Annotated in this window: 23 protein-coding genes; 10 read left to right on the top strand and 13 right to left on the bottom strand. The window is 69.5% G+C overall.

Annotated features, from left to right (window positions below; all coding sequences use genetic code 11):
* Positions 1 to 8 precede the first annotated feature (8 nt).
* Together INT51_RS16480 and INT51_RS16475 are read right to left on the bottom strand one after the other, a co-directional pair.
* Positions 9 to 584 carry a DUF5998 family protein gene (locus INT51_RS16480; RefSeq protein ID WP_193106431.1) on the bottom strand — a complete coding sequence of 192 codons (576 nt, stop codon included), beginning with the start codon at positions 582 to 584 and terminating at the stop codon, positions 9 to 11.
* Positions 562 to 3,330, bottom strand: a complete 2,769-nt coding sequence (locus INT51_RS16475) for a GNAT family N-acetyltransferase (protein ID WP_193106430.1) — start codon at positions 3,328 to 3,330, stop codon at positions 562 to 564. The genes INT51_RS16480 and INT51_RS16475 overlap by 23 nt, the downstream gene beginning before the upstream one ends.
* A 102-nt stretch (positions 3,331 to 3,432) precedes the next feature.
* Between INT51_RS16475 and INT51_RS16470 the strand changes: the two genes are divergently transcribed.
* The 5 genes from INT51_RS16470 (at position 3,433) to INT51_RS16450 (ending at position 8,888) form a co-directional block, all read left to right on the top strand.
* The gene (locus tag INT51_RS16470) at positions 3,433 to 5,889 is read left to right on the top strand and encodes a DNA topoisomerase (ATP-hydrolyzing) subunit A (protein ID WP_193106429.1); all 2,457 of its coding nucleotides are present in this window, start codon (positions 3,433 to 3,435) and stop codon (positions 5,887 to 5,889) included.
* 47 nt (positions 5,890 to 5,936) lie between these two features.
* Positions 5,937 to 7,064 carry a hypothetical protein gene (locus INT51_RS16465; protein ID WP_193106428.1) on the top strand — a complete coding sequence of 376 codons (1,128 nt, stop codon included), beginning with the start codon at positions 5,937 to 5,939 and terminating at the stop codon, positions 7,062 to 7,064.
* Between the two features lie 44 nt (positions 7,065 to 7,108).
* On the top strand, positions 7,109 to 7,981 hold the full coding sequence (locus tag INT51_RS16460; RefSeq protein WP_193106427.1) for a D-hexose-6-phosphate mutarotase: 873 nt from the start codon (positions 7,109 to 7,111) through the stop codon (positions 7,979 to 7,981).
* A gap of 250 nt (positions 7,982 to 8,231) precedes the next feature.
* Positions 8,232 to 8,375: a hypothetical protein gene (locus tag INT51_RS16455; RefSeq protein WP_193106426.1), complete on the top strand. Its 144-nt coding sequence runs from the start codon at positions 8,232 to 8,234 to the stop codon at positions 8,373 to 8,375.
* Positions 8,376 to 8,576: 201 nt separating this feature from the next.
* Entirely contained in the window at positions 8,577 to 8,888 is a 312-nt protein-coding gene (locus INT51_RS16450) for a hypothetical protein (protein WP_193106425.1), read from the top strand.
* A 62-nt stretch (positions 8,889 to 8,950) separates the two neighbouring features.
* On the opposite strand, the gene INT51_RS16445 is transcribed toward INT51_RS16450, so the two are convergent.
* Genes INT51_RS16445 through INT51_RS16435 form a run of 3 tightly spaced genes read right to left on the bottom strand, consistent with a single transcriptional unit; the run spans position 8,951 to position 12,773 of the window.
* Positions 8,951 to 9,847 (bottom strand): metallophosphoesterase, encoded by an 897-nt coding sequence (locus tag INT51_RS16445; RefSeq protein ID WP_193106424.1) that lies wholly within the window; start codon positions 9,845 to 9,847, stop codon positions 8,951 to 8,953.
* Entirely contained in the window at positions 9,844 to 10,629 is a 786-nt protein-coding gene (hisF, locus tag INT51_RS16440; protein WP_193106423.1) for an imidazole glycerol phosphate synthase subunit HisF, read from the bottom strand. Before hisF ends, INT51_RS16445 begins: the two co-directional genes overlap by 4 nt.
* Positions 10,626 to 12,773, bottom strand: coding sequence for a DNA topoisomerase IV subunit B (locus tag INT51_RS16435; RefSeq protein ID WP_226985820.1), 2,148 nt, complete (start codon positions 12,771 to 12,773; stop codon positions 10,626 to 10,628). Before INT51_RS16435 ends, hisF begins: the two co-directional genes overlap by 4 nt.
* Before the next feature lie 99 nt (positions 12,774 to 12,872).
* Here INT51_RS16435 and INT51_RS16430 point away from each other — a divergent pair, with 99 nt between their 5' ends.
* Complete coding sequence (locus INT51_RS16430) at positions 12,873 to 13,091, top strand: hypothetical protein (RefSeq protein WP_193106421.1); 219 nt, start codon at positions 12,873 to 12,875, stop codon at positions 13,089 to 13,091.
* A 216-nt stretch (positions 13,092 to 13,307) separates the two neighbouring features.
* Here INT51_RS16430 and INT51_RS16425 read toward each other — a convergent pair whose 3' ends face one another.
* From INT51_RS16425 to INT51_RS16410, 4 genes are all read right to left on the bottom strand, one after another.
* Positions 13,308 to 14,663: an RNA polymerase sigma factor gene (locus INT51_RS16425; protein WP_193106420.1), complete on the bottom strand. Its 1,356-nt coding sequence runs from the start codon at positions 14,661 to 14,663 to the stop codon at positions 13,308 to 13,310.
* Positions 14,664 to 14,936: 273 nt separating this feature from the next.
* On the bottom strand, positions 14,937 to 15,362 hold the full coding sequence (locus tag INT51_RS16420; protein WP_193106419.1) for a universal stress protein: 426 nt from the start codon (positions 15,360 to 15,362) through the stop codon (positions 14,937 to 14,939).
* 69 nt (positions 15,363 to 15,431) lie between these two features.
* Positions 15,432 to 16,658, bottom strand: a complete 1,227-nt coding sequence (locus INT51_RS16415; protein WP_193106418.1) for a homoserine O-acetyltransferase — start codon at positions 16,656 to 16,658, stop codon at positions 15,432 to 15,434.
* Between the two features lie 52 nt (positions 16,659 to 16,710).
* Positions 16,711 to 17,877, bottom strand: coding sequence for a hypothetical protein (locus tag INT51_RS16410; RefSeq protein WP_193106417.1), 1,167 nt, complete (start codon positions 17,875 to 17,877; stop codon positions 16,711 to 16,713).
* A 150-nt stretch (positions 17,878 to 18,027) separates the two neighbouring features.
* Between INT51_RS16410 and INT51_RS16405 the strand changes: the two genes are divergently transcribed.
* A complete protein-coding gene (locus INT51_RS16405) occupies positions 18,028 to 19,161 on the top strand; it encodes a polyprenyl synthetase family protein (RefSeq protein ID WP_193106416.1) in 1,134 nt (377 codons plus the stop codon).
* A 97-nt stretch (positions 19,162 to 19,258) separates the two neighbouring features.
* Here INT51_RS16405 and INT51_RS16400 read toward each other — a convergent pair whose 3' ends face one another.
* Positions 19,259 to 19,612, bottom strand: a complete 354-nt coding sequence (locus INT51_RS16400; protein WP_193106415.1) for an Rv2175c family DNA-binding protein — start codon at positions 19,610 to 19,612, stop codon at positions 19,259 to 19,261.
* 134 nt (positions 19,613 to 19,746) lie between these two features.
* On the opposite strand from INT51_RS16400, the gene INT51_RS16395 reads away from it, so the two are divergent.
* On the top strand, positions 19,747 to 21,867 hold the full coding sequence (locus INT51_RS16395; protein WP_193106414.1) for a Stk1 family PASTA domain-containing Ser/Thr kinase: 2,121 nt from the start codon (positions 19,747 to 19,749) through the stop codon (positions 21,865 to 21,867).
* Positions 21,868 to 21,981: 114 nt separating this feature from the next.
* Here INT51_RS16395 and INT51_RS16390 read toward each other — a convergent pair whose 3' ends face one another.
* Entirely contained in the window at positions 21,982 to 23,376 is a 1,395-nt protein-coding gene (locus INT51_RS16390; RefSeq protein WP_193106413.1) for a class II 3-deoxy-7-phosphoheptulonate synthase, read from the bottom strand.
* 125 nt (positions 23,377 to 23,501) lie between these two features.
* The gene (locus tag INT51_RS16385; RefSeq protein ID WP_193106412.1) at positions 23,502 to 24,236 is read right to left on the bottom strand and encodes a 1-acyl-sn-glycerol-3-phosphate acyltransferase; all 735 of its coding nucleotides are present in this window, start codon (positions 24,234 to 24,236) and stop codon (positions 23,502 to 23,504) included.
* Positions 24,237 to 24,323: 87 nt separating this feature from the next.
* Here INT51_RS16385 and INT51_RS16380 point away from each other — a divergent pair, with 87 nt between their 5' ends.
* Positions 24,324 to 25,100 carry a carboxylesterase gene (locus tag INT51_RS16380; protein ID WP_193106411.1) on the top strand — a complete coding sequence of 259 codons (777 nt, stop codon included), beginning with the start codon at positions 24,324 to 24,326 and terminating at the stop codon, positions 25,098 to 25,100.
* Positions 25,097 to 25,666: a hypothetical protein gene (locus tag INT51_RS16375; protein WP_193106410.1), complete on the top strand. Its 570-nt coding sequence runs from the start codon at positions 25,097 to 25,099 to the stop codon at positions 25,664 to 25,666. Before INT51_RS16380 ends, INT51_RS16375 begins: the two co-directional genes overlap by 4 nt.
* 63 nt (positions 25,667 to 25,729) lie before the next feature.
* Here the strand turns inward: INT51_RS16375 and INT51_RS16370 are convergent, their stop codons facing one another.
* Positions 25,730 to 26,665, bottom strand: coding sequence for an ROK family glucokinase (locus INT51_RS16370; protein ID WP_193106409.1), 936 nt, complete (start codon positions 26,663 to 26,665; stop codon positions 25,730 to 25,732).
* Positions 26,666 to 26,741 lie beyond the last annotated feature (76 nt).

The raw sequence follows: 26,741 nt of genomic DNA, 5'->3' as shown, positions 1-26,741 counted from the left end.
GGGCTCCGTCAGGCGTCGAGCGCGTCGACGGCGTCGACCAGCTCGGCATGGAAGCGCAGCGCCGCCGAGACCGCGTCGTCGCCGTCTGCCAGGGCGCTCACGCGCAGGGCGAGGTCCGACGGAGCGATCGTACCGGTGTAGCCGTGGTCGATCTGGCAGTTGGGGTCCTCGCAGACCGCCCGCTCCAGATCCACCCGGCTGCTGCCGTTCCAGGTGATGGCGAGGGTGATCTCGGATTCCTGACCAGGAGCTCGATGCCCGTCGGTGTCGAAGACCTGGGAGAGCCCGGTGGAGGAGATCCGCTTCAGCCGGACCCGCTCGGTGGTCGAGACGACCTGACTGGGGTTCAGCGAGTCCGCAGGATCGTCGTCGAGATGGGTGACCAGCAGATGGGTGGCGGTCAGGACGAGCACGGTGAGATGGCGGCGCACCTCGGGGCCGTCGAAGGTGGTCTCCGGGCGCACCAGGTGGGCCCGGGGTCGCGCGCCGTGCAGGGAACGCTGCAGGCTCTGGGCGGCCGTCTGCGGGAAGTACCCGGCGGTCTCGAGTTCCGTGAGGAGATCAGCGGGAAGAGCGGTGGTCATCGATCCATTGTCCCACGGCGCCGACGTCGCCGCCCGCCGGTCCCGACAACGCACGCCGGGCACCATCGGTGCGGTTGGGAGCCGGGAACAGTCGCACGGTCGCCCCGACGACGCTCACTCCGTGCTGCGCGACCAGCACGGGGTAGAGCTCGAGCATCGCGAGCTCGGGGAGATCCTCCGCGAGCAGCCCGATGCGTACCACCAGGTCGGCGAGCGCAGTGCGATCTGCCGGGGGCAGCCCACGGGTCCCCCGCAGCTTGACGGCGCTGGCGGGCGCATCGACCAGGCGGCGCGCGGCGTCCTCGCTGAACGGCGGGATGGCGTAGGCGATGTCATCGAGCAGATCGGTGGCGTCCCCGGCGACGGACAGCGAGATGACCGGGCCCAGTGACGGGTCCTCGACGCTGCGCACCACCATGGGGACGCCCGGCGGAGCCATGGCCTGCACATCGAGTGGCGCGCTCGAGAAGGACAGGTCGCGCCGCATCGCCGTGACGGCGTGGCGCAGCTGGGTCTCGTCGGGGATGTCGAGGCGCACACCCCCGAGATCGGCTCGGTGGCGCAGCACCGGGTCGGTGCTCTTCAGGGCGACCGGGTACCCGAGGTGTCCGGCACGCTCGGCGGCCTGGTCGGCATCGCGGATCGGGTACGACGGAAGCACCGCGATCCCGTAGGCGGCCAAGAGCTCGCGGGAATCATCCGCTGCGAGCTCCAGGGCGGACGACGCGGTCTCCGGGACGAGCCGGTCCACGAGCTCGCGGGCCGCGGCCGGGTCGACGTCCCCACGGTGGGCGGGCTCGTCGTCGTCGGCCGCGGGCCGCAGAGCGGCGGCGAGCATGCCGGCACCGGCCCGGACCGCGCCGTAGGGGGTCGCGTGGACCGGAGGCAGGTCGGGGTCCACGCGGACCGCCTGCTGAACCTCGGCGAAGCGTTCGGCGTCGGTGATCAGGCAGACCAGCAGGACCACCTCGGAGTTCCGGGCCACCGTCGCCATCTGCCGGATCACCTCGATCCCATCGCCGGTGAGGGGATCGAGCATCCCGGCGATCACGAGGTCGACCTGTCCGAGCCCGGCCATCGAGGTGAAGGCACGCTGGACCAGGCGCGGATCCGGAGCGAGCGGCACACTGCGGTTGTCGGCCACGATCTCGAGCCCCGCCTGGTCCGCCGCGCCACGCAGGGCGGCTCCGAGCGCCGCGGTGTTCGAGAGCAGCCCCACCCTGGCACCGTGCGGCAGTCCCTGGCGACCGATGGCATCGGTGATGTCCAGAAGATGGTCGACGCCGGTGGCCTGCACGACGCCGGCCGAGCCGAGGACCTGGTCCAGCGCGCGACGCGGCAGGGTGGAGGGACGCACGTCATGTCCGGGCGGTGCGGTCGAGTCGACGCCGGGAGGGCGCAGCACGATCAGTGGCACGTGCCGGGTGAGGCGGCGCGCGAGCCGTGTGAACTTGCGCGGGTTGCCCATCGATTCGAGCGCGAGTGCGATGACTCCGACCTGCTCGTCGTCCTCCCAGTGCTGGAGGGTGTCGTTGAGGGAGACGTCGGCCCGATTGCCGACGCCGACGAACTCATGCAGACCGAGCCCGCGGGTGTCGGTCCCGGCGAGCAGCAACGCCGACAGGGCGCTGGACTGCCCGGCGAGCGCCACCGATCCCGGTCGGGGCATCTTCGGGGCCAGGGACAGGCTGATCGCGTCCTGACCGGTTCGCAGGAAGCCCAGGGAGCCGGGCCCCAGCAGCCGCATACCGTGGAGCCGGGCCCGGGCCACGAGCTCGCGCTGCAGCTGCTGGCCGTGCTCGCTGTCGGTGAATCCCTCGGCCGGGATCACGACGCTGCGCACCCCGATGGCGGCGCACTGCTCGATCGCGTCGAGGCACGCCTCGGGGCGCAGGGCGATGACGGCGAGGTCGACGGTGCCGGGCACGTCCTCGACCCGCGCGTGGGCCCGCCGGCCGCGCAGCTCCAGGGCGTCGTGGGAGACCACATGGATCGCGCCGCGGTACCCCGAGCGTTCGAGAGCGGTGAGGAAGCGACCGCCGGCGGAGTCCATGCGGGAGGAGACTCCGATCAGCAGCACGGATTCCGGATGCAGGAGCCGCTCCATGGCCCGAGATTCGGCACGGTGCTCGCGCGCGGCCATCACGGCGAGGGAGCGGGCTGTGGGGTCGATCCGGAAGGACACCAGCACCACACCGTCATCGAGGGTGCGTTCGACGTCGAATCCCGCCTCGGTGAAGACGTTGATCATCTTGGCGTTCTGCGGGAGCACCTCGGCGGTGAAGATGCTGATGCCCCTCTCCCGGGCTGCCGCGGCCAAGTGCTCGAGCAGCACGGAGGCCAGACCGGTTCCCTGGCGGGCGTCGGAGACGTTGAAGGCGACCTCGGCGGCGCGCGGCTCGATCCTGTCGTACCGACCCACGGCGATGATCTCGTCCCCCGCCAGCACGACGAAGGCCACTCGGTCGCGATGGTCGACATGGGTGAACCGTTCGAGATCGCGGGGGGAGAGCCGAGGCATGGCGGCGAAGAACCGGAGGTAGCGGGACTGCTCGGACTGCCTCTGATGGAACGCCTGGAGGGCGTCGGCGTCCGCGGGCACGATCGGGCGCAGGTGCGCCGCGGAGCCGTCGTGCAGGGCGATGTCGGCCTCCCAGTGCGCCGGGTACGCCGGTGGCATCGTGGACCTGTCGCCGCCAGGGGCTCGACGCCGCAGTGACCGCAGTGATTCGCGCCTGTCCGCCATGGTCGGATCCTATCGTCGGCAGAAGGCGAGTAGACGGGATTCACGTCCCGTCGGGGCGCCGGTTCCCGGGATCGTGGCCGGTCATGCGCCATGATGTCCCTCATGGCCCGATCACGAAGCACCCAGCCGCCCGCCGGGGACGACGCCGTCGACGAGACGATCGTCGATATCGACGTCACCAGTGAGATGGAGACGTCGTTCCTCGAGTACGCGTACTCCGTGATCTATTCCCGGGCGCTGCCCGATGCCCGGGACGGCCTGAAACCGGTCCAACGGCGCATCCTCTACATGATGGCCGACATGGGGCTGCGCCCCGATCGTGGGCACGTGAAGAGCCAGCGCGTGGTGGGCGAGGTGATGGGCAAGCTCCACCCCCATGGCGACACCGCGATCTATGACGCCCTGGTGCGCATGGCGCAGAGCTTCAACATGCGGATGCCGCTGGTGGACGGGCACGGCAACTTCGGCTCCCTGGACAACGGCCCTGCCGCTCCCCGGTACACCGAGGCGCGACCTGCCGGAGCGGCCCTGCTGATGACGGACTCGCTGGACGAGGACGTCGTGGACATGGTGCCGAACTACGACAATCAGCTCATCCAGCCCGAGGTCCTCCCCGCCCAGTACCCGAACCTTCTGGTCAATGGGGCCTCCGGGATCGCCGTCGGGATGGCCACGAACATGGCGCCCCACAACCTGGTCGAGACCATCGCCGCTGCGCGCCACCTGATCGAGCATCCCGACGCGGAGCTCGAGGCTCTCATGCGCTTCGTCCCCGGCCCCGACCTCCCCACGGGCGGCAGGATCGTCGGGCTGGAGGGCATCCGCGATGCGTACCGCACCGGTCGCGGCTCGTTCAAGATGCGCGCCACCACCCGCGTCGAGAACATCACCTCACGCCGCAAGGGCATCGTCGTCACGGAGCTCCCTTACCAGGTCGGCCCCGAGAAGGTCGCCGAGAAGCTGCGCGATGCGGTGCAGGCCAAGCGGGTCCAGGGCATCACCGACTATCAGGACCTCACCGACCGTCATCACGGTCTGCGCCTGGTGATGACCGTGAAATCGGGCTACGACCCCGAAGCGGTGCTCCAGCAGCTGTACAAGTACACGCCGCTGGAGGAGTCCTTCGGGATCAACAACGTCGCGCTCGTCGAGGGGCAGCCGCGCACCCTGGGCCTGAAGCAGATGCTCGAGGTGTTCGTCGAGCACCGGCTGAAGGTCGTACGCCGCCGCACCGAGCACCGGCTGGCCAAGCGCAAGGCCCGTCTGCACCTGGTCGAAGGCCTCCTCCTCGCGATCCTCGACATCGATGAAGTCATCCAGATCGTGCGCTCCAGCGACGACGCGGAGTCCGCCCGCACCCGCCTGATGGGCGTGTTCGACCTGTCCCACCTGCAAGCCGAGTACATCCTCGAGCTGCGGCTGCGGCGCCTGACCCGTTTCTCCCAGGTCGAGCTCGAGGGAGAGCGCGACGAGCTGCGCCGCGAGATCGAGGAGCTCGAGGAGATCCTGGGCTCCGACTCCGTGCTGCGCACGCTCGTGTCCGACGAGCTCGCAGCGGTCGCCGCCCAGCACGGGGACTCACGTCGCACCGTGCTACTGGAGGCCGCCGATCAGCCCGTCGTCACCGCCGGAGGCTCTCTCGAGGTCGCCGACGAGCCCTGTGGCGTGCTGCTGACCGGCACCGGGCTGGTGGCGCGCGTCGCCGGCGAGGGCCCGCTGCTGCGGGAAGGACCCCGCGGGTCGCACGACGTGATCCTCGCTGGAGTGCAGACCTCGACCCGCTCCACCGTCGGTGTCGTCACCGACCGCGGCCGGGTGCTGCACCTGTCCGTGGTGGACCTTCCCTCGCTGGCACCGACCGCCGGGGCGCCGTCCCTGGCGGGAGGCACCCGCTTGGCCGACCTCATCGATCTCGGGCGCGACGAGCGCGCCCTGGGGGTGATCCGCCTCGCCGAGGCGGACGTCGCCCGGGGAGGGGCGGTCGCGCTCGGCACCCGGCAGGGCGTGGTGAAGCGGGTCCAACTCGATTTCCCGAAGTCCGACGGGTTCGAGATCATCGCGCTCAAGGACGGCGACGCGGTGGTCGGTGTGGTCGATCTCGAGGACGACACCGACCTGGATCTCGTCTTCGTCACCTCTGATGCCCAGCTGCTGCACTTCCCCTCCTCCGGAGTCCGCCCGCAGGGGCGCGGCGCCGGCGGCGTCGCAGGGATCAAGCTCGCAGACGACTCGCAGGTGATCTCCTTCGGGGCGGTCGACGTCACCTCCCCGGCGGACGTCGTGACCGTCTCCGGCAGTTCCGACGCCCTTCCGCTGCTCCAGACCGGCTCGCTCAAGGTGAGCCCGCTGACGGAGTATCCCGCCAAGGGTCGCGCCACCGCCGGAATGCGGTGCCACCGATTCCTGCGCGGAGAGGACACGCTGATCGGCGGCTGGGTGGTCCCGCATCCGGCACGTGCCTCCTCCGAGGCCGGCCAACCGATCGATCTGCCCGAACCCACCGGACGACGGGACGGCTCGGGCACCCCGGTCGCGGTGCCGATCGCTGCCGTCGGCTGACCTGGCCGGCCACGAGTCCCATGTCCGGACCAGGGAGCACGCCTCCCGTGCTCCGCACTCGTGCGCGCCGCGGGCCGACGCCCTCGACGCGCTCGGAGAGCATCACCCTCGCGCTCGGCATCGCCGGTGCGACAGCAGGTCTCCTGGTCGGACTGATCGCCCTGCGCGGCACCGCTCCCCTGTCCGGTGAAGGCTCCATCGGCCAGGTGGCCGGCGTGTCCGCCCTGGTCACCTCGGGCCTGGTCGGAACCGGTGCACTCCTCGTCCTCACCCCGCGGCGCCATCCCTGGATGCGGAAGATCCCGTGGTGGCGTCGGGCCCTCGCGATCACCGGGCCGGCCCTGGTGTACGCGGTTCTCGCCTTCCTCCTGACGAGCGCGATGTTCGCCGTGCTGCAGCAGGCGTTCCTCGGGGTGGCGCTGGATCGGTTCGCGGGCACCTTCTGGGTGAGCGTGACGACCGGTATCTGGGCGTATGTCGTCGGGGCGAGCGCCGCGGCCCTGAACGGTCGATCCCTCGCCACTCTGCTCATGGTCTTCCTGACCGTGGGAGTGCTCGCGGCCGCCCTGCTCGCCCCGGACCCGTCCTGGTGGCAGCGGTTCTTCTCGCAGCTCGGCGCGAGCTCGGACCGCGCCGGCACCACCTTCAACCTCACCCTGGCGCTGACCGGCCTCGCCTTCGTGACCGTCGGGGACTTCCTCGCCCATGATCTGGGCCGCTGGGCCCGCGCGGCCGGCGAGCCGTGGTGGAAGGTCCAGGTGGTGCGCGGGACCCTGGTGGTGCTCGGTCTGCTCCTGGTGCTGGTCGCGGTGATCTCCCTGAACGTCAGCGAGTACTGGCACAACGTCGCCGCCGAATCTCTCGTGGTGGTGTTCGGCCTGGCCCTGATCGTCTTCCCGGTGCTGCTTCATCGCCTCCCGGGCGGACTGCTCGTCTTCACCGGTCTCGCGTTCGCGATCCTCGTGATGCTGATCGTCCTGTTCGAGGGCGTCGGATACCTGAACATGACCGCCTTCGAGATGGGAGCGGCGGCGACCGTCTACGTCTGGCTGCTGCTGCTCATCCGCGCCGTCTCCGCAGCGGGAGAGGGCACCGCGGAAGTCGAGCCCGAGGCACTGAGCGGTGGGGACGTCACCCCCCAGGACTCGGGAACAGCCGGCACGGCAACAGAGTGAATGCTGCCGTCGATGCACCCCTCGCCCGTGCAACGATGAGAGACATGAACACTGCTCGCACCGATGCATCCATGCCCACGCTGCCCGATGGCGTCACCCTCGAGGAGGTCCGCGGCGCCGACGTGCTCGTGATCGACGTCCCGGCCGCCCGCGGCGTACTCCACCTCGACGGCGCGCATCTGACCAGCTGGGTCCCTGCCGGAGAGTCCGATCTGCTGTGGTTGAGCCCCGACTCGGCCTTCGGCGCGGGTGAGGCCATCCGCGGGGGCATCCCGGTGATCGGCCCGTGGTTCGGCCCCGGACGCGAGGGAGACATGACGGTCAAGCACGGCTGGCTGCGCAATGTGCGCTGGGAACTCACCGCTGCCTCGCTCGAGGGTCAGGACGTGGTCCTGGAGCTGATGACTCCGAAGGACGCCGCGAAGCTGACGGCGACTGCGGTCGTCCGGATCGGCTCCGAGCTCTGCGTGGACGTGACGATCACCGCCGGGGCGGAGCCGCTCGAGCTCGAGGCGGCGCTGCACACGTATCTCGCGGTCGGCGACGTGCGCCGGATCGCGATCGAGGGCCTCGAGAACGCGCCCTACCTCGACAACACCCGCGGCCTCGCCGCCGATGTGCTCGGGAGCGAACCGCTGCGCCTGACCGGCTCCACCGACCGGATCGTGGACGCGCACGGAGAGGTTGTCATCGTCGACGAGGTGGGCTCCCGTCGAATCATCTCCACCCCACGGGGCACCGCCAAGACCGTCGTCTGGAACCCGTGGGACGAGCTCGTGACCTCCATGGCAGACATCCCCGACGCCTCGTGGACCGAGTTCGTGTGCCTCGAACCGGCAGTCGCGAAGGACCGCTTCGTCGCGCTCGAGCCCGGAGAATCCCACACCCTCGGTGCCACCTACCGCATCGAGCACTGACCTCCGCGTGAGCCTCTGAGCTCCGCGCGCCGCGGTGCACCCGTCGAGGACCCGGTCCCGCCCTGCCGAGGGCGAGGCCGGGTCCTCGCCGTCGGAGCGGCGGCGACGCCCGTGCTCTCACTGCGCCCGAGACCAACTGGGCAGACATCCGCGAGAGCCGGGGCCAGCTGTGGCCGGGATCGGCACGGCCCGGGACCGCGGGAAGGATATTCACTTGTGCGCCCGGTCACCGGGATGGTCGACTGTCCGTATGGAGATGCACACGACCCCGAACCCGGCCTGCGCGGCCGCGGCGCCGGTCGCCACCGTCGTCTCCCTCGTCCGGCACCACGGATCGACCGTGGACGCACCAGCGGCCGGTGAGGGCCGCGGCGCTGCCGGCAGCGCCGCATAGGCCCCCACAGCGGCGACTGGGCCCCCTGACACCGGAACCCGCTGCGCGCACCGCCGGATAGGCCACCACCCACCGGCACGCCTCGTCACGGCGACCTACTCGATCCCGATCGAGCGCTCCCTGACGCCCTCCGACATCGCGGACAGGTCCTGTCCGTCGTGCCGAGAAGACTGATCCCACCCTCTTTCCAGGAGCCGCACCATGTCCGCGAGCACGACCCGCGACAGCACGACACCCACCACCATGACCACCACCGACACGAATGCTCTCACTGCGCCGCTCGCTGGCTCCCTGAGCACGGCGTCACCTCCCGCCGCCACCTCGGCCCGGGACCGCAGCGCAACGTCGATCGACGAGACTTCTGAGGCGCTCCCGACAGCTCGGCGCCGCGTCTCTGCCCGGCGGCGAGCAATCGACCAGGCTCGACGCCGTCAGGCCGCCGAGCAGGCACTTCGCGAGACCGAGCTCGCCTTCCAGCGCGCACTGATCAGCACCGGCTTCCTGCGCCGGTGAGAAGCTCCGTCAGCAGGTTTCGGCCCCGTCACGCGTGATGTCCTGGTCCGCAGGCCGGGGCATCACGCGGTGCGCAGATCCACCACGATGAGCTCGCGCGGGTTGTTCACGCGCACGCCGGCAATGCTGTTGCCGAGACCGCGGCTGATGACCAGGGAAGTCTCGCCCCGGGAATGCACCCCCTCGGTGAGCTCGGGGAACCAGCCCTGGTGCGATGCGAACAGAGCGCCGATGCCGGGGACGCGCACCTGGCCGCCGTGGGCATGGCCCGCCAGCACCAGGTCGATACCCGTTCCGGCATAGTCGTCGAGCAGTTCGGGACGATGCGCGAGGAGTATCGTCGCTCGCCCCTCGGGCAGTTCCAGTCCGCTCAGGATCTCGCGCGGACTCTTGGCATCCCGGCCCGCCGAAAGGTCGACACGGGGGTCATCGAGCCCGACGAGGGTGATGGATGAGCCGGCGATCTCCTCGGTGACCGCCTCGTCGCGAAGGATGACGACCCCGAGATCCTCCAGACCGGAGAGCAGTTCACCCCGGAGCACGGATTCCGCCTCGTGGTTCCCCAGCACGAAGTACGTCGGCGCGATCTGCTGGAGCTGCCTCATCACGGCGAGCACCCCGTCGAGCTCGACGGTGCGGATATCGATCAGATCGCCGGTGACCGCGACGAGGTCCGGCTGCGCAGCCTCTACGGCCGTGACGAGACGATCCGGGAAACTGCCGAAGGAGGCGGCGTGCAGGTCGGAGACCTGGGCGATGCGCAGCCCATCGACCGCTTCCGGGAGCTGAGGCACGGGAACCTCATAGCTGGTCACATCGAGGCGGCGATTGTCCCAGAGCAGCCATCCAGCGCTGAGGGCGATCGCCACGAGGCCCGCGACGACCACGATGGCGGCCCTCTGCGCCCACGAGCGCCGCGGCGCGTGCTCAGGGGAGGCGACCGAGAGAGGTGCGCTCACCGCACGGTGATGCCGTCGGCCGCCATGGCGTGCTTCGCCTCGGCGATCGTCATCTGCTGGAAATGGAAGACGCTCGCGGCGAGGACGGCGTCCGCCCCCGCATGCACCGCCGGCGGGAAGTCAGAGGGCCGGCCGGCGCCTCCGGAAGCGATCAGCGGCAGATTCGTGGCCCCACGCGCGAGACGGATCAGCTCGAGGTCGAAGCCCTTCTCGGTGCCATCGGCATCCATCGAGTTCAGCAGGATCTCCCCCGCACCCCGCTCGGTGACTTCTCGGATCCACGTGATCGCGTCGATCCCGGTGCCGCGACGGCCGCCGTGTGTGGTGACCTCGAACCCCGAGCCGGAACGGGCCGTGCCCTCCGGGGTGTCCTCGGTGACGCGTCGGGCATCGATCGAGAGCACGAGCACCTGGTTGCCGAAGCGCCGGGAGATCTCGCTGATCAGTTCGGGGCGGGCGATGGCGGCGGTATTGACTCCGCACTTGTCGGCACCGGCCCGCAGCAGCTGGTCGACGTCGCCCACCGAGCGCACACCGCCGCCGACGGTGAGCGGGATGAAGATCTGCTCGGCCGTACGGCGCACCACGTCGATCATGGTCTCGCGCCCGCCGGAGGAGGCGGTGACGTCGAGGAAGGTGAGCTCGTCGGCGCCCTCGGCGCCGTACCGCCCTGCCAGCTCGACGGGATCGCCCGCATCGCGCAGACCCTGGAAGTTGACGCCCTTGACGACGCGGCCGGCGTCGACGTCCAGGCAGGGGATCACGCGGACGGCGACACTCATGCGTCGATCCTCTCCAGGTCGAGCTCCTCGGCCCCTTCGATGATGAACTGTTTGCGCGGGGCGACCTCGGAGCCCATCAGGAGCTCGAACACGGCGCTCGCGGCCTCCGCATCCTCGATGCGCACCCGGCGCAGAGTCCGATGACCGGGATCCATGGTGGTATCAGCCAGCTGATCGGCATCCATCTCACCCAGCCCCTTGTAGCGCTGTATCGGCTCCTTGTAGCGCTTGTTGCGGCGCTCGAGGCTCTTGAGCAGCTTGTCCAGCTCGGTCTCGGAGTACGTGTACACGTACTCGTTCTTCTTCGAGCCGCTGTGGATGATCTCCACGCGGTGCAGCGGCGGCACGGCGGCATAGACCCGCCCGGCCTCGACCAACGGCCGCATGTAGCGGTGGAACAAGGTCAGCAGCAGAGTACGGATGTGGGCGCCGTCGACGTCGGCGTCGGTCATCATGATGATCTTGCCGTAGCGTGCTGCTTCGAGATCGAAGGTGCGCCCGGAGCCCGCGCCGATGACCTGGATGATCGCCGCGCACTCGGTGTTCTTCAGCATGTCCGTGATGGACGCCTTCTGGACATTGAGGATCTTGCCGCGGATGGGCAGCAGCGCCTGGAACTCCGAGGAGCGCGCGTTCTTCGCGGTGCCCAGTGCGCTGTCGCCCTCGACGATGAACAGCTCGGAGCGATCGACGTCATGGGTGCGGCAATCGGCGAGCTTGGTGGGCATGGTGGAGGATTCCAAGGCGTTCTTGCGACGTGAGACCTCCTTGTGCATGCGCGCGGCGATGCGGGCGCGCATCTCGGAGACCACCTTGTCGACGACCAGTGCTGCCTGCTCCTTCTCCCCCTTCTTGGGGGAGGTGAGGAAGTCGGTCAGTCGCTGCTCGACGACCTTGCCGACGATCGCCCTGATCGCGGGGGTGCCGAGCACCTCTTTGGTCTGGCCCTCGAACTGCGGCTCTTCGATGCGCACGCTCACGACCGCGGTGAGACCGGCAAGCGTGTCGTCCTTCTCGATCTTCTCGTTCTTGGTGTTGAACTTCAGCCGTCGGGCCTGATTCTCGACCTGCTTGCGCATGGTCTTGACCAGCGCCTGCTCGAAGCCGGTGACGTGGGTTCCACCCTTGGGCGTGGCCACGATGTTCACGAAGGAACGCAGGGTCGAGTCGTAGTCCGCGCCCCATCGCAGAGCGATGTCGACCTCACAGGAACGGGCCACGTCGGTGGAGACCATGTGGCCGTTCTTGTCGAGCACCGGGATCGTCTCGGTGTAGTCGCCCGAGCCCTGGAGGCGGATCACGTCGGTGATCCTCTCGTCCTGTGCGAGGTACTCGACGAATTCGCTGATGCCGCCGTCGTACTTGTACGCGCGGGTGGCGGGCTGGTCGGGCGACGCCTCCGGCCGGTGGTCGGTGACCGAGATCTGCAGGCCGGGGACCAGGAAGGCCGTCTGACGGGCACGGCGACTGAGATCGTCGAGGGAGAAGTGGGAGCCCTTGATGAAGATCTGCGGGTCTGCCCAGTACCGCACCCGAGTGCCGGAGACCCCGCGCTTCACCTTCCCGATGACGCGCAGCTCGCCGGGTCCCGCTGCGGGGACGAAGTGGGACTCGGGATCAGGGTGGTCGCCGTCCTCGAAGATTCCCGGATGGCCGCGCTTGAAGCTCATCGCGTACGTCTTGCCGGCGCGGTCGACCTCGACGTCGAGACGCCCGGAGAGGGCGTTGACGACGCTCGCGCCGACGCCATGGAGGCCGCCGGAGGCCGCATAGGAGCCACCGCCGAACTTGCCGCCGGCATGGAGCTTGGTGAACACCACCTCGACACCGGTCAGTCCGGTGCGCGGCTCGGTGTCGACGGGGATGCCGCGGCCGGTGTCGCGCACCTCGACGGAGGCATCGGGGTGCAGGATCACCGCGATCGCGTCACCGTCGCCGCCGAGCGCTTCGTCGACCGCATTGTCGAGGATCTCCCAGAGGCAATGCATGAGACCGCGGGAATCCGTGGAACCGACATACATGCCCGGACGCTTGCGAACCGCCTCGAGCCCCTCGAGGACCTGGAGGTTGTGTGCGCCGTACGCGGACTTCTTCGACGTGGTGGAGGTAGACACCCTTCGGATCCTACGGGTCCGAGGCGTCATATCAGCGCATTGCGGCTCCGCTCACACGTCCGTTGCGCCGCCAGCGAACCAGGGCACGTAGATCTCCCCCCATGGCGCGTCTGATGCTAGAAAAGACCTATGAACCTGACTCTTGAAGCCCCCCGGCTGACCGCGCACGACCGCTGCGACCGCTGCGGTGCCCAGGCGTACGTCAAGGTGCTCCTGGAAGCCGGCGGCGAACTGATGTTCTGCGCCCATCACGCCCGCGCCCACCAGGATGCCCTCCACGACGTCGCGTCCGAGGTCATCGACGAGACCGATCGACTCCACGCGAAGCCCGAGCTGGTCGAGGACTGAGTCCTCGGCCACCAGGCCTCCCGATGCATCCGAGGGTGCCCACCAGCTGGTGGGCACCCTCGTCTGTGTCTACATCCGTGTCTGCGCCTGTCCCTGAGTCCTCTCGCGGATCACAGGCCCGAAGGCCCGGTGCACCGGCCGCGCGGACCACGCAGACGGCGCCGGAACCCCTCACAGGGTGTCCGGCGCCGTCGGGGAGCACCTACCAGGTCATCCTCAGTCGAGGTAGTCCCGGAGTACCTGCGAACGCGAGGGGTGACGCAGCTTCGACATCGTCTTGGACTCGATCTGGCGGATCCGCTCGCGCGTCACGCCGTAGACCTTGCCGATCTCGTCGAGGGTCTTGGGCTGACCGTCCTCGAGGCCGAAGCGCATGGAGACCACTCCGGCCTCCCGCTCGGAGAGGGTGTCCAGCACCGAGTGGAGCTGCTCCTGCAGGAGCGTGAAGCTCACGGCGTCGGCGGGGACGACGGCCTCGGAGTCCTCGATGAGGTCGCCGAACTCGCTGTCTCCGTCCTCGCCCAGCGGAGTGTGCAGGGAGATCGGCTCGCGACCGTACTTCTGGACCTCGACGACCTTCTCGGGCGTCATGTCCAGCTCCTTGGCGAGCTCCTCTGGGGTGGGCTCACGCCCGAGGTCCTGCAGCATCTGTCGCTGGACCCGGGCGAGCTTGTTGATGACCTCGACCATGTGCACCGGGATACGGATGGTGCGGGCCTGGTCGGCCATGGCGCGGGTGATGGCCTGGCGGATCCACCACGTGGCGTAGGTCGAGAACTTGTAGCCCTTGGAGTAGTCGAACTTCTCCACGGCGCGGATCAGACCGAGGTTGCCTTCCTGGATGAGGTCCAGGAAGAGCATGCCGCGCCCGGTGTAGCGCTTGGCGAGGGAGACCACCAGGCGCAGGTTGGCCTCGAGCAGGTGATCCTTGGCAGCGCGGCCGTCCTCGGTGATCATCGCAAGTTCGCGACCGGGCTTGGTCTTGACCATGGACTCGTCGGCCTTGATCTTCTGCTCGGCGTACAGGCCGGCCTCGATGCGCTCGGCGAGCTCGACCTCCTGGGCCGCATTGAGCAGTGCGACCTTGCCGATCTGCTTGAGGTAGTCCTTGACGGGATCCGCGGTCGCACCTGCGGTGACGACCTGCTGGGCCGGGGCGTCATCCTCTGCGGCGTTGAACACGAAACCGCCGGAGGCCTCGACCTTGGCGTCGGTCTCCGAGGTCTCCTTCTTCTTCTCGGTCTCGTCGGTCTCTTCCTCGACCTCTTCTTCCGCGTCCTTCGACGCGGCGGCGGCCTTGGCAGCAGCCGACTTCGTGGCCGCGGTCTTCTTGGCCGGGGCCTTCTTCGCCGCCGTCTTCTTGGCGGCAGGGGCCGCGGTCGTCGCGGCGTCTTCCTCGCTCGCGGCCGACGTCTCCGCGGGCTTGCGGGTAGTGGTGCGCTTGGCGGTTCCGGTCTTCGCGGTCGTGCTCGTCGCGGTCGACGCGGAACGCTTCGAGGGCGCGTCCGCCTCGGACGCGGCCGTCTCGGCGGTCGTGTCGGTGGCGGTCTCAGCGGTCTTGGAGGAGGTCACAGAGTTCCTTCTTCCGGCGGTGCTCCCCTGGGGTACACCGCCACACTCGGGCGATCAGTCATCTCGGCGCGGCTCACGGACTCCGCGCGGCAACCGTTGTCCCGGTCCAAACCGGTATCACGGCGCACGAAGGCACGGTGCCGTCAAGCCTGTTCAGTATAACGTCCACAGCGCACGCTTATTCCCACCGCGCAGAAGCCGAGCCGCCACAGGGTCGAGACAGCGTGCGTCGACCGGCTCAGGCCCGCCTGGGGAGCTGTGCGCCAGCAGCGGTCAGGTGCCGACGGCCCTACTGGCCTCGATGCCACGGGGGTCGTCCTTCACCGCGAGCACCGGGCAGGGCGCGCCGAGCACGACACGGCGAGCGGCAGCGCCGAGGTTGAGCTTGCCGATGGGGGATTTCCGACGCAGCCCGATCACCAGCAGGGTGGCAGAGACCTCGTCCACCACCGTCAGGAGGAACTCCCCGATGTCCTGCAGGGACCTGCTGCGCAGGGTGACATCGACTCCTTCGGCGTCGGCGGCGGCGAGCGCGGTGCGGACGTCGTCCTCGGATGGTGCCGCGAGGCCGTCTCCCGAGTCGTTGAACTGGTAGAAGGCGACGACCAAGCTCTCCTTGGTGCGGCGCGCGGATCGGACTGCTGCCTTCAGGGCTGCCATGCCCTGTCCTGACGGTGAGTACCCCACGACGATGGTCATGCGCCTGCTCCCCCCTCTGGACGGTTCCCGCGACCCCACTCCAGGTGGCGGTCGACTGATCGGTACAGCTTAGCCATCCAGCAGGGCGCCGATCCACTCGTCGAGATCAGGGTGTGCGAGCAGGAAAGCATCGTGGCCGATCGAGGAGGCGGCCACGTGCCATTGCGCCTGCGGGATATGCCGGACCATCTCTGCCACCAGATCGGGCGGGAACAGCCGATCGGAGTCGATGGCGACCACGAGTGTGCGGGCGCGCACCCGTGACAGAGCGGCGGCGGTGCCCCCGCGGCCGCGGCCCACGTCATGAGTGTTCATCGACTGCGCGAGCACCAGGTACGAGTTGGCGTCGAAGCGGCGCGAGAGCTTGCCGGCATGGTGATCGAGGTAGCTCGTCACCTGATGACGGCCGTGGCCGTCGAAAGGGTCCTCGTCCGGTTGCGCCTGGTTCCCGAATCGGGTCTCGAGCTCGGCCGCCGTGCGGTAGGTCGTGTGCGCGATGCGTCGCGCGATGCCCAGACCCTGGTGGGGGCCCTGACTGCCGGGCTGGTCGTAGTAGTCCCCGCCCTGGAAACCGGGATCGACCCGGATGGCAGCGATCTGAGCACTGTTCCAGGCGATCTGGTCGGCCGTGGCACGAGCCGACGCGGCGATGACCGCGAGTCTGCGGACCTCCTCCGGGTGCGAGACCGCCCATTCGATGGCCCGCATCCCTCCCATCGAACCGCCGATCACGAGGGACCACCGGCGGATCCCGAGCTGATCGCCCAGGCGGCGCTCCGCCTCGACCTGGTCACGCACGGTCACCAGCGGAAAACGCGAGCCCCAGGGACGACCGTCCGGTGCAGCAGAGCTGGGACCGGTGGTGCCCTGACAGCCGCCCAGGATGTTCGGGGCGATGACGAAGTACCGATCGGTGTCGATCGGGCAACCCGGCCCGACCATCTCGTCCCACCAGCCAGGACTCGCATGGGCCGTACTGGCAGCTCCGCGCACGTGGGAATCTCCGGTCAGCGCGTGCAGGACGAGTACCGCGTTGCTGCGCTCGGCATCGAGAACTCCCCAGGTCTCGTAGGCCATCGTGACGTCCTCGAGGACGGCCCCGCTCTCGAGCGGCACCGCACCCAGAGCGGCGAAACGGCGATCTCCGTTCCCGTGCTCGGGTCGCCAGGCCCCGGTGTCCGTCGCCGGAGCGGCCGGGGGCCGCACTGACTGTGCGGGCCCAGGCGGATCGCAGTCGACCCCAGGAGTCGACGGGACGTCCGCGGTGCCCCCGCGCAGAGCTCCGAGAACAGTCATCGGCAACTCCTCCTCCCTGCTTCCCCACGCGGCATCCGCCAGCGAGCCTGGGTCAGGAGCTGGGCCACCAGGCCGGGAAGATCGGCGTGTCGGTCATTCGTGCCAGCAAGGGTGCCAGAGTCGACTCCGGTTCGCGGTCCCGGAGCTCGTCGACGAGACCGCCCGCCGTGGCGAAGCGGTGATTCCACCAGCTCAGCAGGACGAGCATCGCTGTCAGTCCGCGCCAGGCCTCCCGCGCGATGCCGCGCTGCTGCGGCGGCAGCTCCGGGACGGCGACCGCCGCGACGATGCGCAATCTTCCGATCGCTTCATACCAGCTCCCACCTGCACAGACATCGGGATCTGGGGTCCATTTCCCATCGCGCGCGAGCACCTGCAGCAGCTCGTCACGATCGATGCGTCCGGAGTTGCCACGGTCGACGCATTGAGCCAGGAGCTCCCAGTGGAGCCTGTCGACGGCGACGGCGGAGAGGAGAGCGGCAACGTGTTCACAGTCCGTCACGAAGCCCGGGTCGGCGGGATCCCGAGGCGGGGTGCGAAGCCTCCGGAGGGCGGTCCGGGCGTCCGCGAACAGCTCCCCCGGATCGAGGGGGTCGCTGAGCTCGGTGCGCGACAGGGCGAGGGAGCGACCGATCTGCGACAGCTCGGGCTCCTCCTTCGGGGCCTGTGGGATCGGCCGCCCGGTGAGCACTTCACTGGCGGCGGCGGTGGTCTCGGCGAACGGCTGCAGCGGATGGGGCGGCGAGATCAGGATCCGCTCCTCCTCGCGTTCACGATCCCGCTCGCCGAGGATCACCTGCCGGCAGCTCCCGTTGCCCGCCACCCAGAGGGCGTCGAGAGGGAACGGCTCGGGCAGGAGCTGGGAGGTGGTCAGGAGGAGCCGCCCCGCGGTGATGACCGTCATGTCCTCCACGAGCTGCTCGGGGATCTCCTCGTAACCGTCACCAAGGACGATCAGCGCGTAGGCGCGGGTGCTGCCGCGCCGGAGCATCAGGCCCAGGTGGTGCTCGAGGTGATCCCGTCCGTCGTGTGCGAGCAGGTCGGCGAGGTGGGAGATCGTGACCATCGGGGGCGATCCGTGGCCGCAGTGCCCCATCATGATCACGCAGTCCGAGGGGATCTGTCGCAGGCAGATCCTGGTCTCGGCGAGGAGCTCGGAGGGATTGTCGGCATGCAGGAGTCGGCGGTCGGGGCCGGCAGGAAATGTGTTCGTCGTCATAGATCGACCCTCCAGCACCGCCCGACTTCGCGGGTGCCGGGTGGCGCAGTTGGGGACGAAGGCGCCCTGGGGAGGAACGATGCCCGTGACCCCAAGGCTCGATCAGGTGGACATGCGAGGATCAACGGGACCGTGGGAAAGGGAGTACCGATGTCCTCAGCTCAAGCGCCGACCACCGGCGATCGCGTGCGTGAGCTCGACGAGCTCCTGGTCGAGCGGATGGAGGCGATCACTCAGGAGGAGCTCGAGAGTCGGCGTCGGCAGCTCGCGGAGATCTCCCCCGAGACGGCGACCCTGGTGGACTCCCTGGGCCACTATCTCGACGGCGGCAAGCTGCTGCGCCCCCGCTTCTGCTTCTGGGGCGGGGTGGCCGCGCTCGATCGTGAACCGACGGCGCAGGAACTGGATGCTCTCGCGCGCTGCGGTGTGGCGATCGAGCTGGTCCAGGCCGCGGCTCTCATGCACGACGATGTCATCGACCACTCCCCTATGCGCCGCGGCCGACCTGCCCTCCACATCTCCGCAGCCGCCCGACACGAACGGGACCACCTCGTCGGGTCGTCCGAGGACTACGGTGTCGCGGTCGCGATCGTGCTCGGCGATCTGGCTCTCAGCTGGGCCGAGCAGATTGCCGGTGGCGTCGACGGGGATCCGGGGTGCACGATCCGGGCCCGCCGGGAGTTCGACGACCTCCGCACCGAGGTCATGTCCGGCCAGTTCCTGGACATCCTGCACCAGGCCGGCGGATTCACGTCCTCGGTCGATGCGGAGCAGGCGGCTCTGTCCGTGATCCGGTGGAAGACCGTGCCCTACACGGTCCTGCGCCCGGTCCGCCTCGGGGCGGCGCTGATGGGCGCGGACGACTCCGCGCTCGATCTGCTCTCTGCGTGGGCGATCGAGGTGGGGACTGCCTTCCAGCTGCGTGACGACCTGCTCAGCGTCGTCGGCGATCAGGACGAGACCGGTAAACCGATCGGCGGTGACATCGTCGAGGGGAAGCGCACCGTGCTGCTCGCGCGGACGGAGTCCGCCACGGACGACGCCGGTCGTGGAGTGCTCGCTCGCGCGATCGGACGAGCCGACGCCGCACCGGAACAGATCGCCACCGTCCACGACCTCATGGTCTCCACCGGCGCGGTCCGCTCCGTCGCGGACGAGGTGCGCGAGCGCGCCGGGGTCGGACGCGAACTCCTGGAGCACGCCACGGAGATCGGAGATCTGGGCCGTGCGGGCCTGGCAACGCTTGCCGAGCTGGCCACCGACGTCGAGTCGCTGCCCGCCTGACGACGATCGCCAGCGATCGGTGACTCAGCAGCCTGAGCGCGCCGTCATGCCGCGGGAATGGCACCAGCGGGCGTGAGATCAGCGGGCGCGGACCTGGTCAGAGGGCGAGGGCTTGTGCGCGACGGCGCACCTCGCCGCGCTGACCGGCGCGCAGCTGATCGATCGGACGCCCCGGAAGAGTCTCGTCCTCGGTGAACAGCCACGTCAGCAGTTCGATGTCGTCGAAGCCGCCGTCCCGCAGGAGCGTGACGGTGCCCTGCAGATGAGGAGCGATGCCGTCGTCGGTGATCATCGCAGCGGGAACCATGCGCACGACGGGATCGCCGCGGCGCACCGAGACCAGCTCCCCCTCGTCGATGAGGCGTCGCACGCGCGAGACCTCCACGTCCAGTCGCTCGGCGACGTCGGGGAGGTTCAGCCAGTCGGTGATGAGGTCTTCGAGAGCGTTCACAGAGCAAGCGTGCCATGCCGGGACGCGACGCGCACCCGCCCGACCGCCCCGGACCCGTCGAACCTCACAGTCCGGACTGCGCCGTCAGTGTGTCGCTCCGGTGCCCGCACGATCCAGCGGCCTAGATTGGCTACGTGAGCGCGGCTACGTCGACTTCCCCCGGCATCAGCCTGCTCCTCGACGACCGGTATCGGGTCGAGGAGCCCATCGCGCGCGGCGGAATGGCGACCGTGCACCGTGGACACGATGAGCGCCTGGACCGGGTCGTCGCGCTGAAGATCATGCATCCCCATCTCGCGATGGACGAGGACTTCCGTCGTCGCTTCGGCCGGGAAGCCCGTGCCGCAGCCCGGCTCGCGCACCGCAACGTGGTCGGGGTCTTCGATCAGGGCGCTGACGAGGACCGCATCTATCTCGCCATGGAGCTCATCGACGGCGAGACGCTGCGTGCCCGGATCGCCGAACAGGGTCGTCTCACAGTCCGCGACACGCTCGATGTGACGGCGCAGGTTCTCGAAGCCCTGGTAGCCGCGCACGCCGCCGGGATCGTCCACCGCGACATCAAGCCGGAGAACATCCTTCGGGATGTGAGCGGCGTCGTGAAGGTCGCCGACTTCGGCCTCGCCCGTGCCATCGGCTCCAGCAACTCCTCGGCCAGCGCGACCCTTCTGGGCACCGTTGCGTACATCAGCCCCGAAGTGGTCACCCGGGGACACAGCGACGAGCGCAGCGATCTGTACTCACTGGGCGTCGTGCTGTTCGAGATGCTCACCGGACGCCAGCCCTTCCTCGGCGAGCAGCCGGTCCATATCGCGTTCCAGCACGTCCACGAGGACATCCCCGCGCCCTCCACCCTGGTCACCGGCATCCCCCGCGAGCTCGACTCGGTGGTCACCTGGGCCGCCGCCCGCCCGGTCGAGCAGCGCCCGGCGACCGCGGACGACCTGCTGCGCGCGGTGCGCGATCTCGCCGAGACCTTGCCCGACACCGCTCTGGATGCCCGCCCCGAGCTGCGTGAGGGCAGCAGTACCTCCGACGTCCCGCGCCTGACCTCCCCCCTCGAGGACGTCGTGGCCGAACTGGGTCACGGCCCCCGCGCGTTCCCCATCGACCTCTTCACCACGACCAAGGGCGAGGCGACTGCCCACGACCGCCTCTCCGGCGACGGCTCGAGGGACGGCGACCCCGACCACCGAGACCAGGGCCCGGTCGTCGTCGACGGGAGCGGTGACGTCGCGCCAGATCCGGCGGACCCCGCCGCGGACGACTCGAGCACGCAGGACGATCCCGGACCGCAGACCGTCGTGCTGCGCGCGCCGAAGGCACGCCGGGGCCGTCACCTGCCTCTGGGTACCCGACGTCGCTCACGGCCGATCGCGATGCTCGCCACGCTCAGTCTGATCGCCGCGCTCCTCGCCGGCGCCTGGGCCGGAGGCGACTGGTACCTCAACACGGGCCCCGGCGCAGACCGCACCATCCCTGTGCTGACCGGGACCCAGCTGACCGACGCCGAGGCGGTGCTGGCCTCCTCCGGTCTCACCATTCGCACCGAGGAGCGGTTCGACGAGACCGTCCCGGACGGACACATCATCGCCGCGAGCCCCGGCACAGGGACGACTGTGAAGAAGGGGACCAGCGTCCAGCTCGTGGTCTCCAAGGGGGTCCAGACCTTCCCCGTCCCCGATCTCGTCGGCCTGGATCTCGACGCGGCCACGGCGGCTGTCGAGGACCAGGGCCTGCAGCTCGTGGAGGACGACGCCGAATACTCGGAGTCGATCCCCGCCGGCGAGATCATCGATCAGTCCCAGGAGGCCGAGGCACTGCCGGCGGGCGGGGAGGTGCACGTCGTCGTCTCCCAGGGCCGCCAGCCGATCACGATCCCTGATCAGACCGGGAAGAGCGGTGACTCCGCCCGCAGTGCCCTGGAGGCCGCCGGCTTCACGGTGACCGACTCCTCGGCCCACTCGGGCAGCGTGCCTGCGGGAGCGGTCATCTCCCAGTCGCCCGCCTCCGGCACCGGTCACCGTGGGGACTCCGTCGCCCTGGTGACGTCCCTGGGGCCGGAGATGGTGAAGGTCCCCGACGTCTTCCAGACGCCGGAGGCCGAGGCGAAGGCGACGCTCGAAGCCGCCGGATTCGCCGTCACCGTGCAGCACGATCGCGGTGAACCCGTCTTCGGTCTCGTCTACGAGCAGTCGGCAGCGGCGGGGTCCGAGCTCGAGAAGGGGTCCACCGTCACCATCACGGTGTTCTGACCTGTTCTCGATTCTGCCTGCTTCCCGGGGAGCAGTGCAGGACGCCGCCGGCACCTCCCGGTGGGAAGGCACCGACGGCGTCCTGCAGTCCTCGGACCGGGCACGTCGATCGACTCAGCGGCGCGAGAGCATCTCCGCGACCAGGAAGGCGAGTTCGAGGGACTGCTGGTGGTTCAGACGCGGATCGACCAGGGTCTCGTAGCGCCGGGTCAGACCTTCCTCATCGATCTCTCCGGCGCCGCCGAGCACCTCGGTGACGTCGTCGCCGGTGAGCTCCATGTGCAGCCCGGCCGGGATCGTGCCCAGGCTCTGGTGCACCTCGAAGAAGCCGACGACCTCGTCGAGGATGTCCTCGAAGCGGCGGGTCTTGTACCCGTTGGACGAGGTGATCGTGTTGCCGTGCATCGGATCGGTCACCCAGGCGACCTGCGCGCCAGCGTCGCGCACGCCCTCGACCAGCGCCGGGAGACGGTCACGGATCTTCCCGGCTCCCATACGGGTGATGAACGTCAGACGACCGGGCTCACGCTCGGGGTCCAAGGTGTCGACCAGACGCAGCGCATCATCGACCGACGCGTTCGGGCCGAGCTTGACGCCGATCGGATTGCGCAGGCGGGCCATGAAATCCACGTGCGCACCGTCGAGCTGGCGGGTGCGCTCCCCGACCCACAGGAAGTGGCCCGAGCAGCCGTAGATCTCCCCGGTCCGGGAGTCGATCCGGGACAGGGCCTCCTCGTAATCCAGCAGCAGCGCTTCATGGGAGGCGTAGAACTCGACGACCTTGAGGGCGTCGAAGTCCGCCCCGATCGCGTCCATGAAACGGATCGCCTTGTCGACCTGGCCGGCCAGCTCCTCGTACCGGTCGTACCCGGTGCCGGAGGTGAAGCCTCGATTCCAGGAGTGCACCTCCCGCAGGTCGGCGAATCCGCCGCCGGTGAAGGCGCGCAGCAGATTCAGCGTCGACGCACTGGTCGTGTAGGTCTGCCACAGTCGCTTCGGATCCGGGATCCGTGCCTCGGGAGTGAAGGCGTATTCGTTGACGGCGTCACCGCGGTAGGTCGGCAGGGTCACCCCATCGATGGTCTCCTCGGCGGAGGAGCGCGGCTTGGCGAACTGGCCGGCCATGCGTCCCATCTTCACCACCGGCACAGAAGCACCGTAGGTGAGCACGGCTGACATCTGCAGGATCGTGCGGATCTTGTTGCGGATGCGATCCGCGGTGGAATCGGCGAACGTCTCTGCGCAGTCCCCACCCGCGAGCAGGAACGCCTCCCCGCGAGCAGCTGCCGCGACGCGGTCTCGCAGCACGTCGACCTCGCCGGCGAAGACCAGCGGCGGGGCGGAGCGCAGATCCTCGAAGACCTTCGCACGCTCGGCCTCATCGGGCCAGACCGGCTGCTGCACCCGCGGATACTCGCGCCACGCACCGAGAGCTGCCAGGCCGTCGTCGGCCGAGGACAGCGAGAAGGCGTGGGCGCGGGCGGGGGCATCGGAGCTGTACTGAGTCACCCCTTCAGAGTACGCAGTGGGAGCGCGCGCAGCGGACAGCTTCCAGTGGGCGGGACCACAGTTCGACGTCGGAGTGGCCGAGGGGGCACCGACGATCCATGCCCCCCACAGGTCACCCCATCGACTCACCTCCTCGCGTCGGGCTCCGAGTCTCCGGCGGGCGACTGCGCCTGAGCCCTCATCCGTCTCTTGACGTCCGCGGCGTACTCATCGCTGCGCTCCTGGCCGGACAGCTCCTGGATGCGATCCATGACCGCATCGGTCACGCCTCGCAGGACAGCCGCCTCCTCGGCCGACTCGAGCGTGCGTGCGATCGCCCGGCCATCCAGGGGCTCCCCGAGCACCACATGGATCCGGGGCGTGCGCCGCGGGAAGTACTTCCGTCCGCGCTGCGCCTCATGGGCACCGAGCATCGCCACCGGGACGATCGGGGTCCCGGTGGCCAGTGCGAAACGAGCCACGCCGGTCTTCCCCCGATAGAGCCGGCCATCGGGACTGCGGGTGCCCTCCGGATAGATGCCGAGCACTTTGCCCGCGCGCAGCACGTGAAGGCCGGCGTCGATCGCCGAACGCGAGGCGCTCCCACCGGTGCGGTCCACAGGCATCACGTGGAGTCCGCGCATCACCTGGGCGATGACCTTGTTCGCCGGGGATCGCCCGGAGAAGAAGTCCGACTTCCCCAGGATGTGCATCGATCGGCGCACCTGCCCCGGCAGGAAGACGCTGTCGCAGTAGGCCAGATGGTTCGAGGCGATGATGACCGGTCCGTCATCCGGAATGTTCTCGACCCCGCTGATCGTCGGATTCCAGAGCACCCTCGCCACGGCCATGACGAGGGGTTTGGCGATCTCGTACAGCACGGTGAGCTCCTGGAGTGCACGCTCCGCAGAGCAATCCGCAGAGCAAGGTGGGACGAACCTGGCGCGCGCGGGTGCGACGATGTACCCATGGCGTTCAGCGAACTGTCCCGCCCCTGGCGCGCGCGAGGTCACTCTATCCCGCGCGGCGGTCTGCTCCTGTGCCATGGATTCACGGGGTCGCCGCAGTCGATGCGGCCCTGGGCCGAGGATCATGCGGCACGCGGGTGGGCCGTCGAGCTCCCCCTCCTGCCCGGACACGCGACCACCTGGCAGGACCTGACCAGGTACCGATGGCAGGACTGGTACGAGCACGTTCGCGATGCGGCGCTCGAGCTCTCGGATCGGTGCGGGCCGATCGCCGTGGGCGGACTGTCGATGGGTGGCGCGCTCACCCTCGCCCTCGCGCAGGACCCCCAGCTCCGCGGCCGCATCTCGGCGCTCGTGGCGGTGAATCCGGGGATGACCCTGCCCGCCGCGGCGGGTTTCGCCGAGCTCATCGCCCCGCTGCTGCGCACGGTACCGGGGATCGGATCGAACGTCGCGAAGGAGGGAGTCATCGAAGAGGCGTACGAGCGGACGCCGCTGCGCGCCGTCGCCCAGCTGAACCGGCTGTTCCGGCGTACCCGCCGGGGGCTCGGCGCCGTGGAGGCGCCGCTGCTGCTGGCCACCTCGAGCGTCGACCACACGGTCCCGCCGACGGACAGTGAACTCGTCGCCGCCGGGGTGCACGGCTCGGTGGAGCGACTTTCCCTCACGCGCAGTTACCACCTGGCTCCGCTCGATCACGATGCCCAGCGCCTGTTGGATGCCTCTGCGCGCTTCCTCGAGGAGCACGTGCCCCACCTCGCGGGGGCACAGCAATGAGCCTGGAGCCCGGCAGCGCGCAGGACCCGCGGGACGTCGACGCCGAGTTCGCCCGCATGCTCGAGGATGAGGGGATGGTGCTGCGCCCCGGTGAGGCTCCCCGTGAGCCCGCCGCGCAGGACCCTGTCGACCCGTGGGACTCCGATGCCCCGGGCACAGGCGTGGCCGACGACGACCTCTGGTCCTACAGCGCGGACTCCCCGCCGGAGGCCCCGAGCGCGGAATCCCGGGCCCGAGCGCGCGCTGCGCATCCCTCGGCCGGGGCTCGCGACGGGATCGACGGTCTGCGAGGTGCCGCCGGCCCTCGAGAGCTCGACGACGACGAGGTCATCTACGGAGATTTCGAACCGCCGGACCCTGATCTGCCGCAGCCTTCCTCAGGGGCCCTGTGGTCCTGGACCGCGCTGATCGGCGGATTCCTGCTGATGCTCGTGGCCACGGTGACCCCGACCGTGCCGAGCATCCTCGGCGCCGTGGGCGGACTCGCCGCCGTGGGCGGCGTGGTCTCCCTGCTCATACGGGTTCCCCGATCCCGGGACGGGGATGACAACGGGGCCGAGGTCTGACGGCTCCGTCGTCGTCGCGCGTCGTCGCGCGCGCGAGTCAGCAGGCTGCGGTCTCAAGCAGGTTCAGCGCGCCAGATCTGCGGCCCCGACGATCCCGGCCCGGTTCCCCATGTTCGCGAGCACGAATGGCGCGAGCGTGCGGTGAGCCCGGGCAGTCAGGTTCGCGGCGTACGCGCTGCCGGCCGGATCCAGCAGGAGGTCCCCTGCCGCCGCCACGCCACCGCCGACGACGATCACCTCGGGATCCAGCAGCGAGGAGATCGACGCCATGCCGAGCCCCAGCCAGGTGCCGAGCTCCGCGATCAGCTCGCACGCACCGGGATCGCCCTGCTGTGCGAGTCGCGTGATCAACGGCCCGTCGATCTCCTTCTTCGCCCCACCGGCGGCCTGCACCAGCGGGCCCAGCAGCGGATCGCCCGCGGAGGCGCGGCGCTTGGCGGTGCGGACCAGCGCGGTCCCGGAGGTGTACTGCTCGAGACAACCCTTGCGGCCGCAGCCGCACCACTGACCGTCGGGCACCGCGGTCATGTGCGCGACCTCGCCGGCGAAACCGTCCCCTCCGCGGATCAGCTGCCCGTCCAGCACGATCGCACCGCCCAGTCCGGTGCCGACGGTGACCATCAGCATGTTCTTCGCCTCGGTCGCCGCACCGAATCGGTACTCGGCCCAACCAGCCGCATTCGCATCGTTCTCCACCACGACCGGCAGACCGGTCAAGCGTTCGAGCTCGTCGGCCAAGGGGCGCTGACGCCATGCGAGGTTCGCCGCGAACTTCACGACGCGACGATCAGCGCTGACGAATCCGGCGGCGCCGACGCCGACGCCGACCACATCGTGGCTCGCCCGCAGCTCGGCCACCGCATCGGCCACGCCCGCCTCGATCAGCTCGGCATCCGTGGCGGGAGTACTCCGGGTGGTCGCGGCGATGATCTCGCCGTCCTCGTCGACCACTCCGGCCGCGATCTTCGTGCCGCCGATGTCCACTCCGATGGAGAGCATGCTGCTCCTTCTCGATCACGCATGATCGCTTCATTCCGATACCCCGGCCATCCAGCCTGTCGGGACCTATCGTAGG

The organism is Brachybacterium sp. FME24 (genome assembly GCF_014897705.1).
Classification (GTDB): Bacteria; Actinomycetota; Actinomycetes; order Actinomycetales; family Dermabacteraceae; genus Brachybacterium.
Note: the sequence above shows the minus strand (reverse complement) of the source record. Positions and strands in the feature narration are given on the sequence as shown.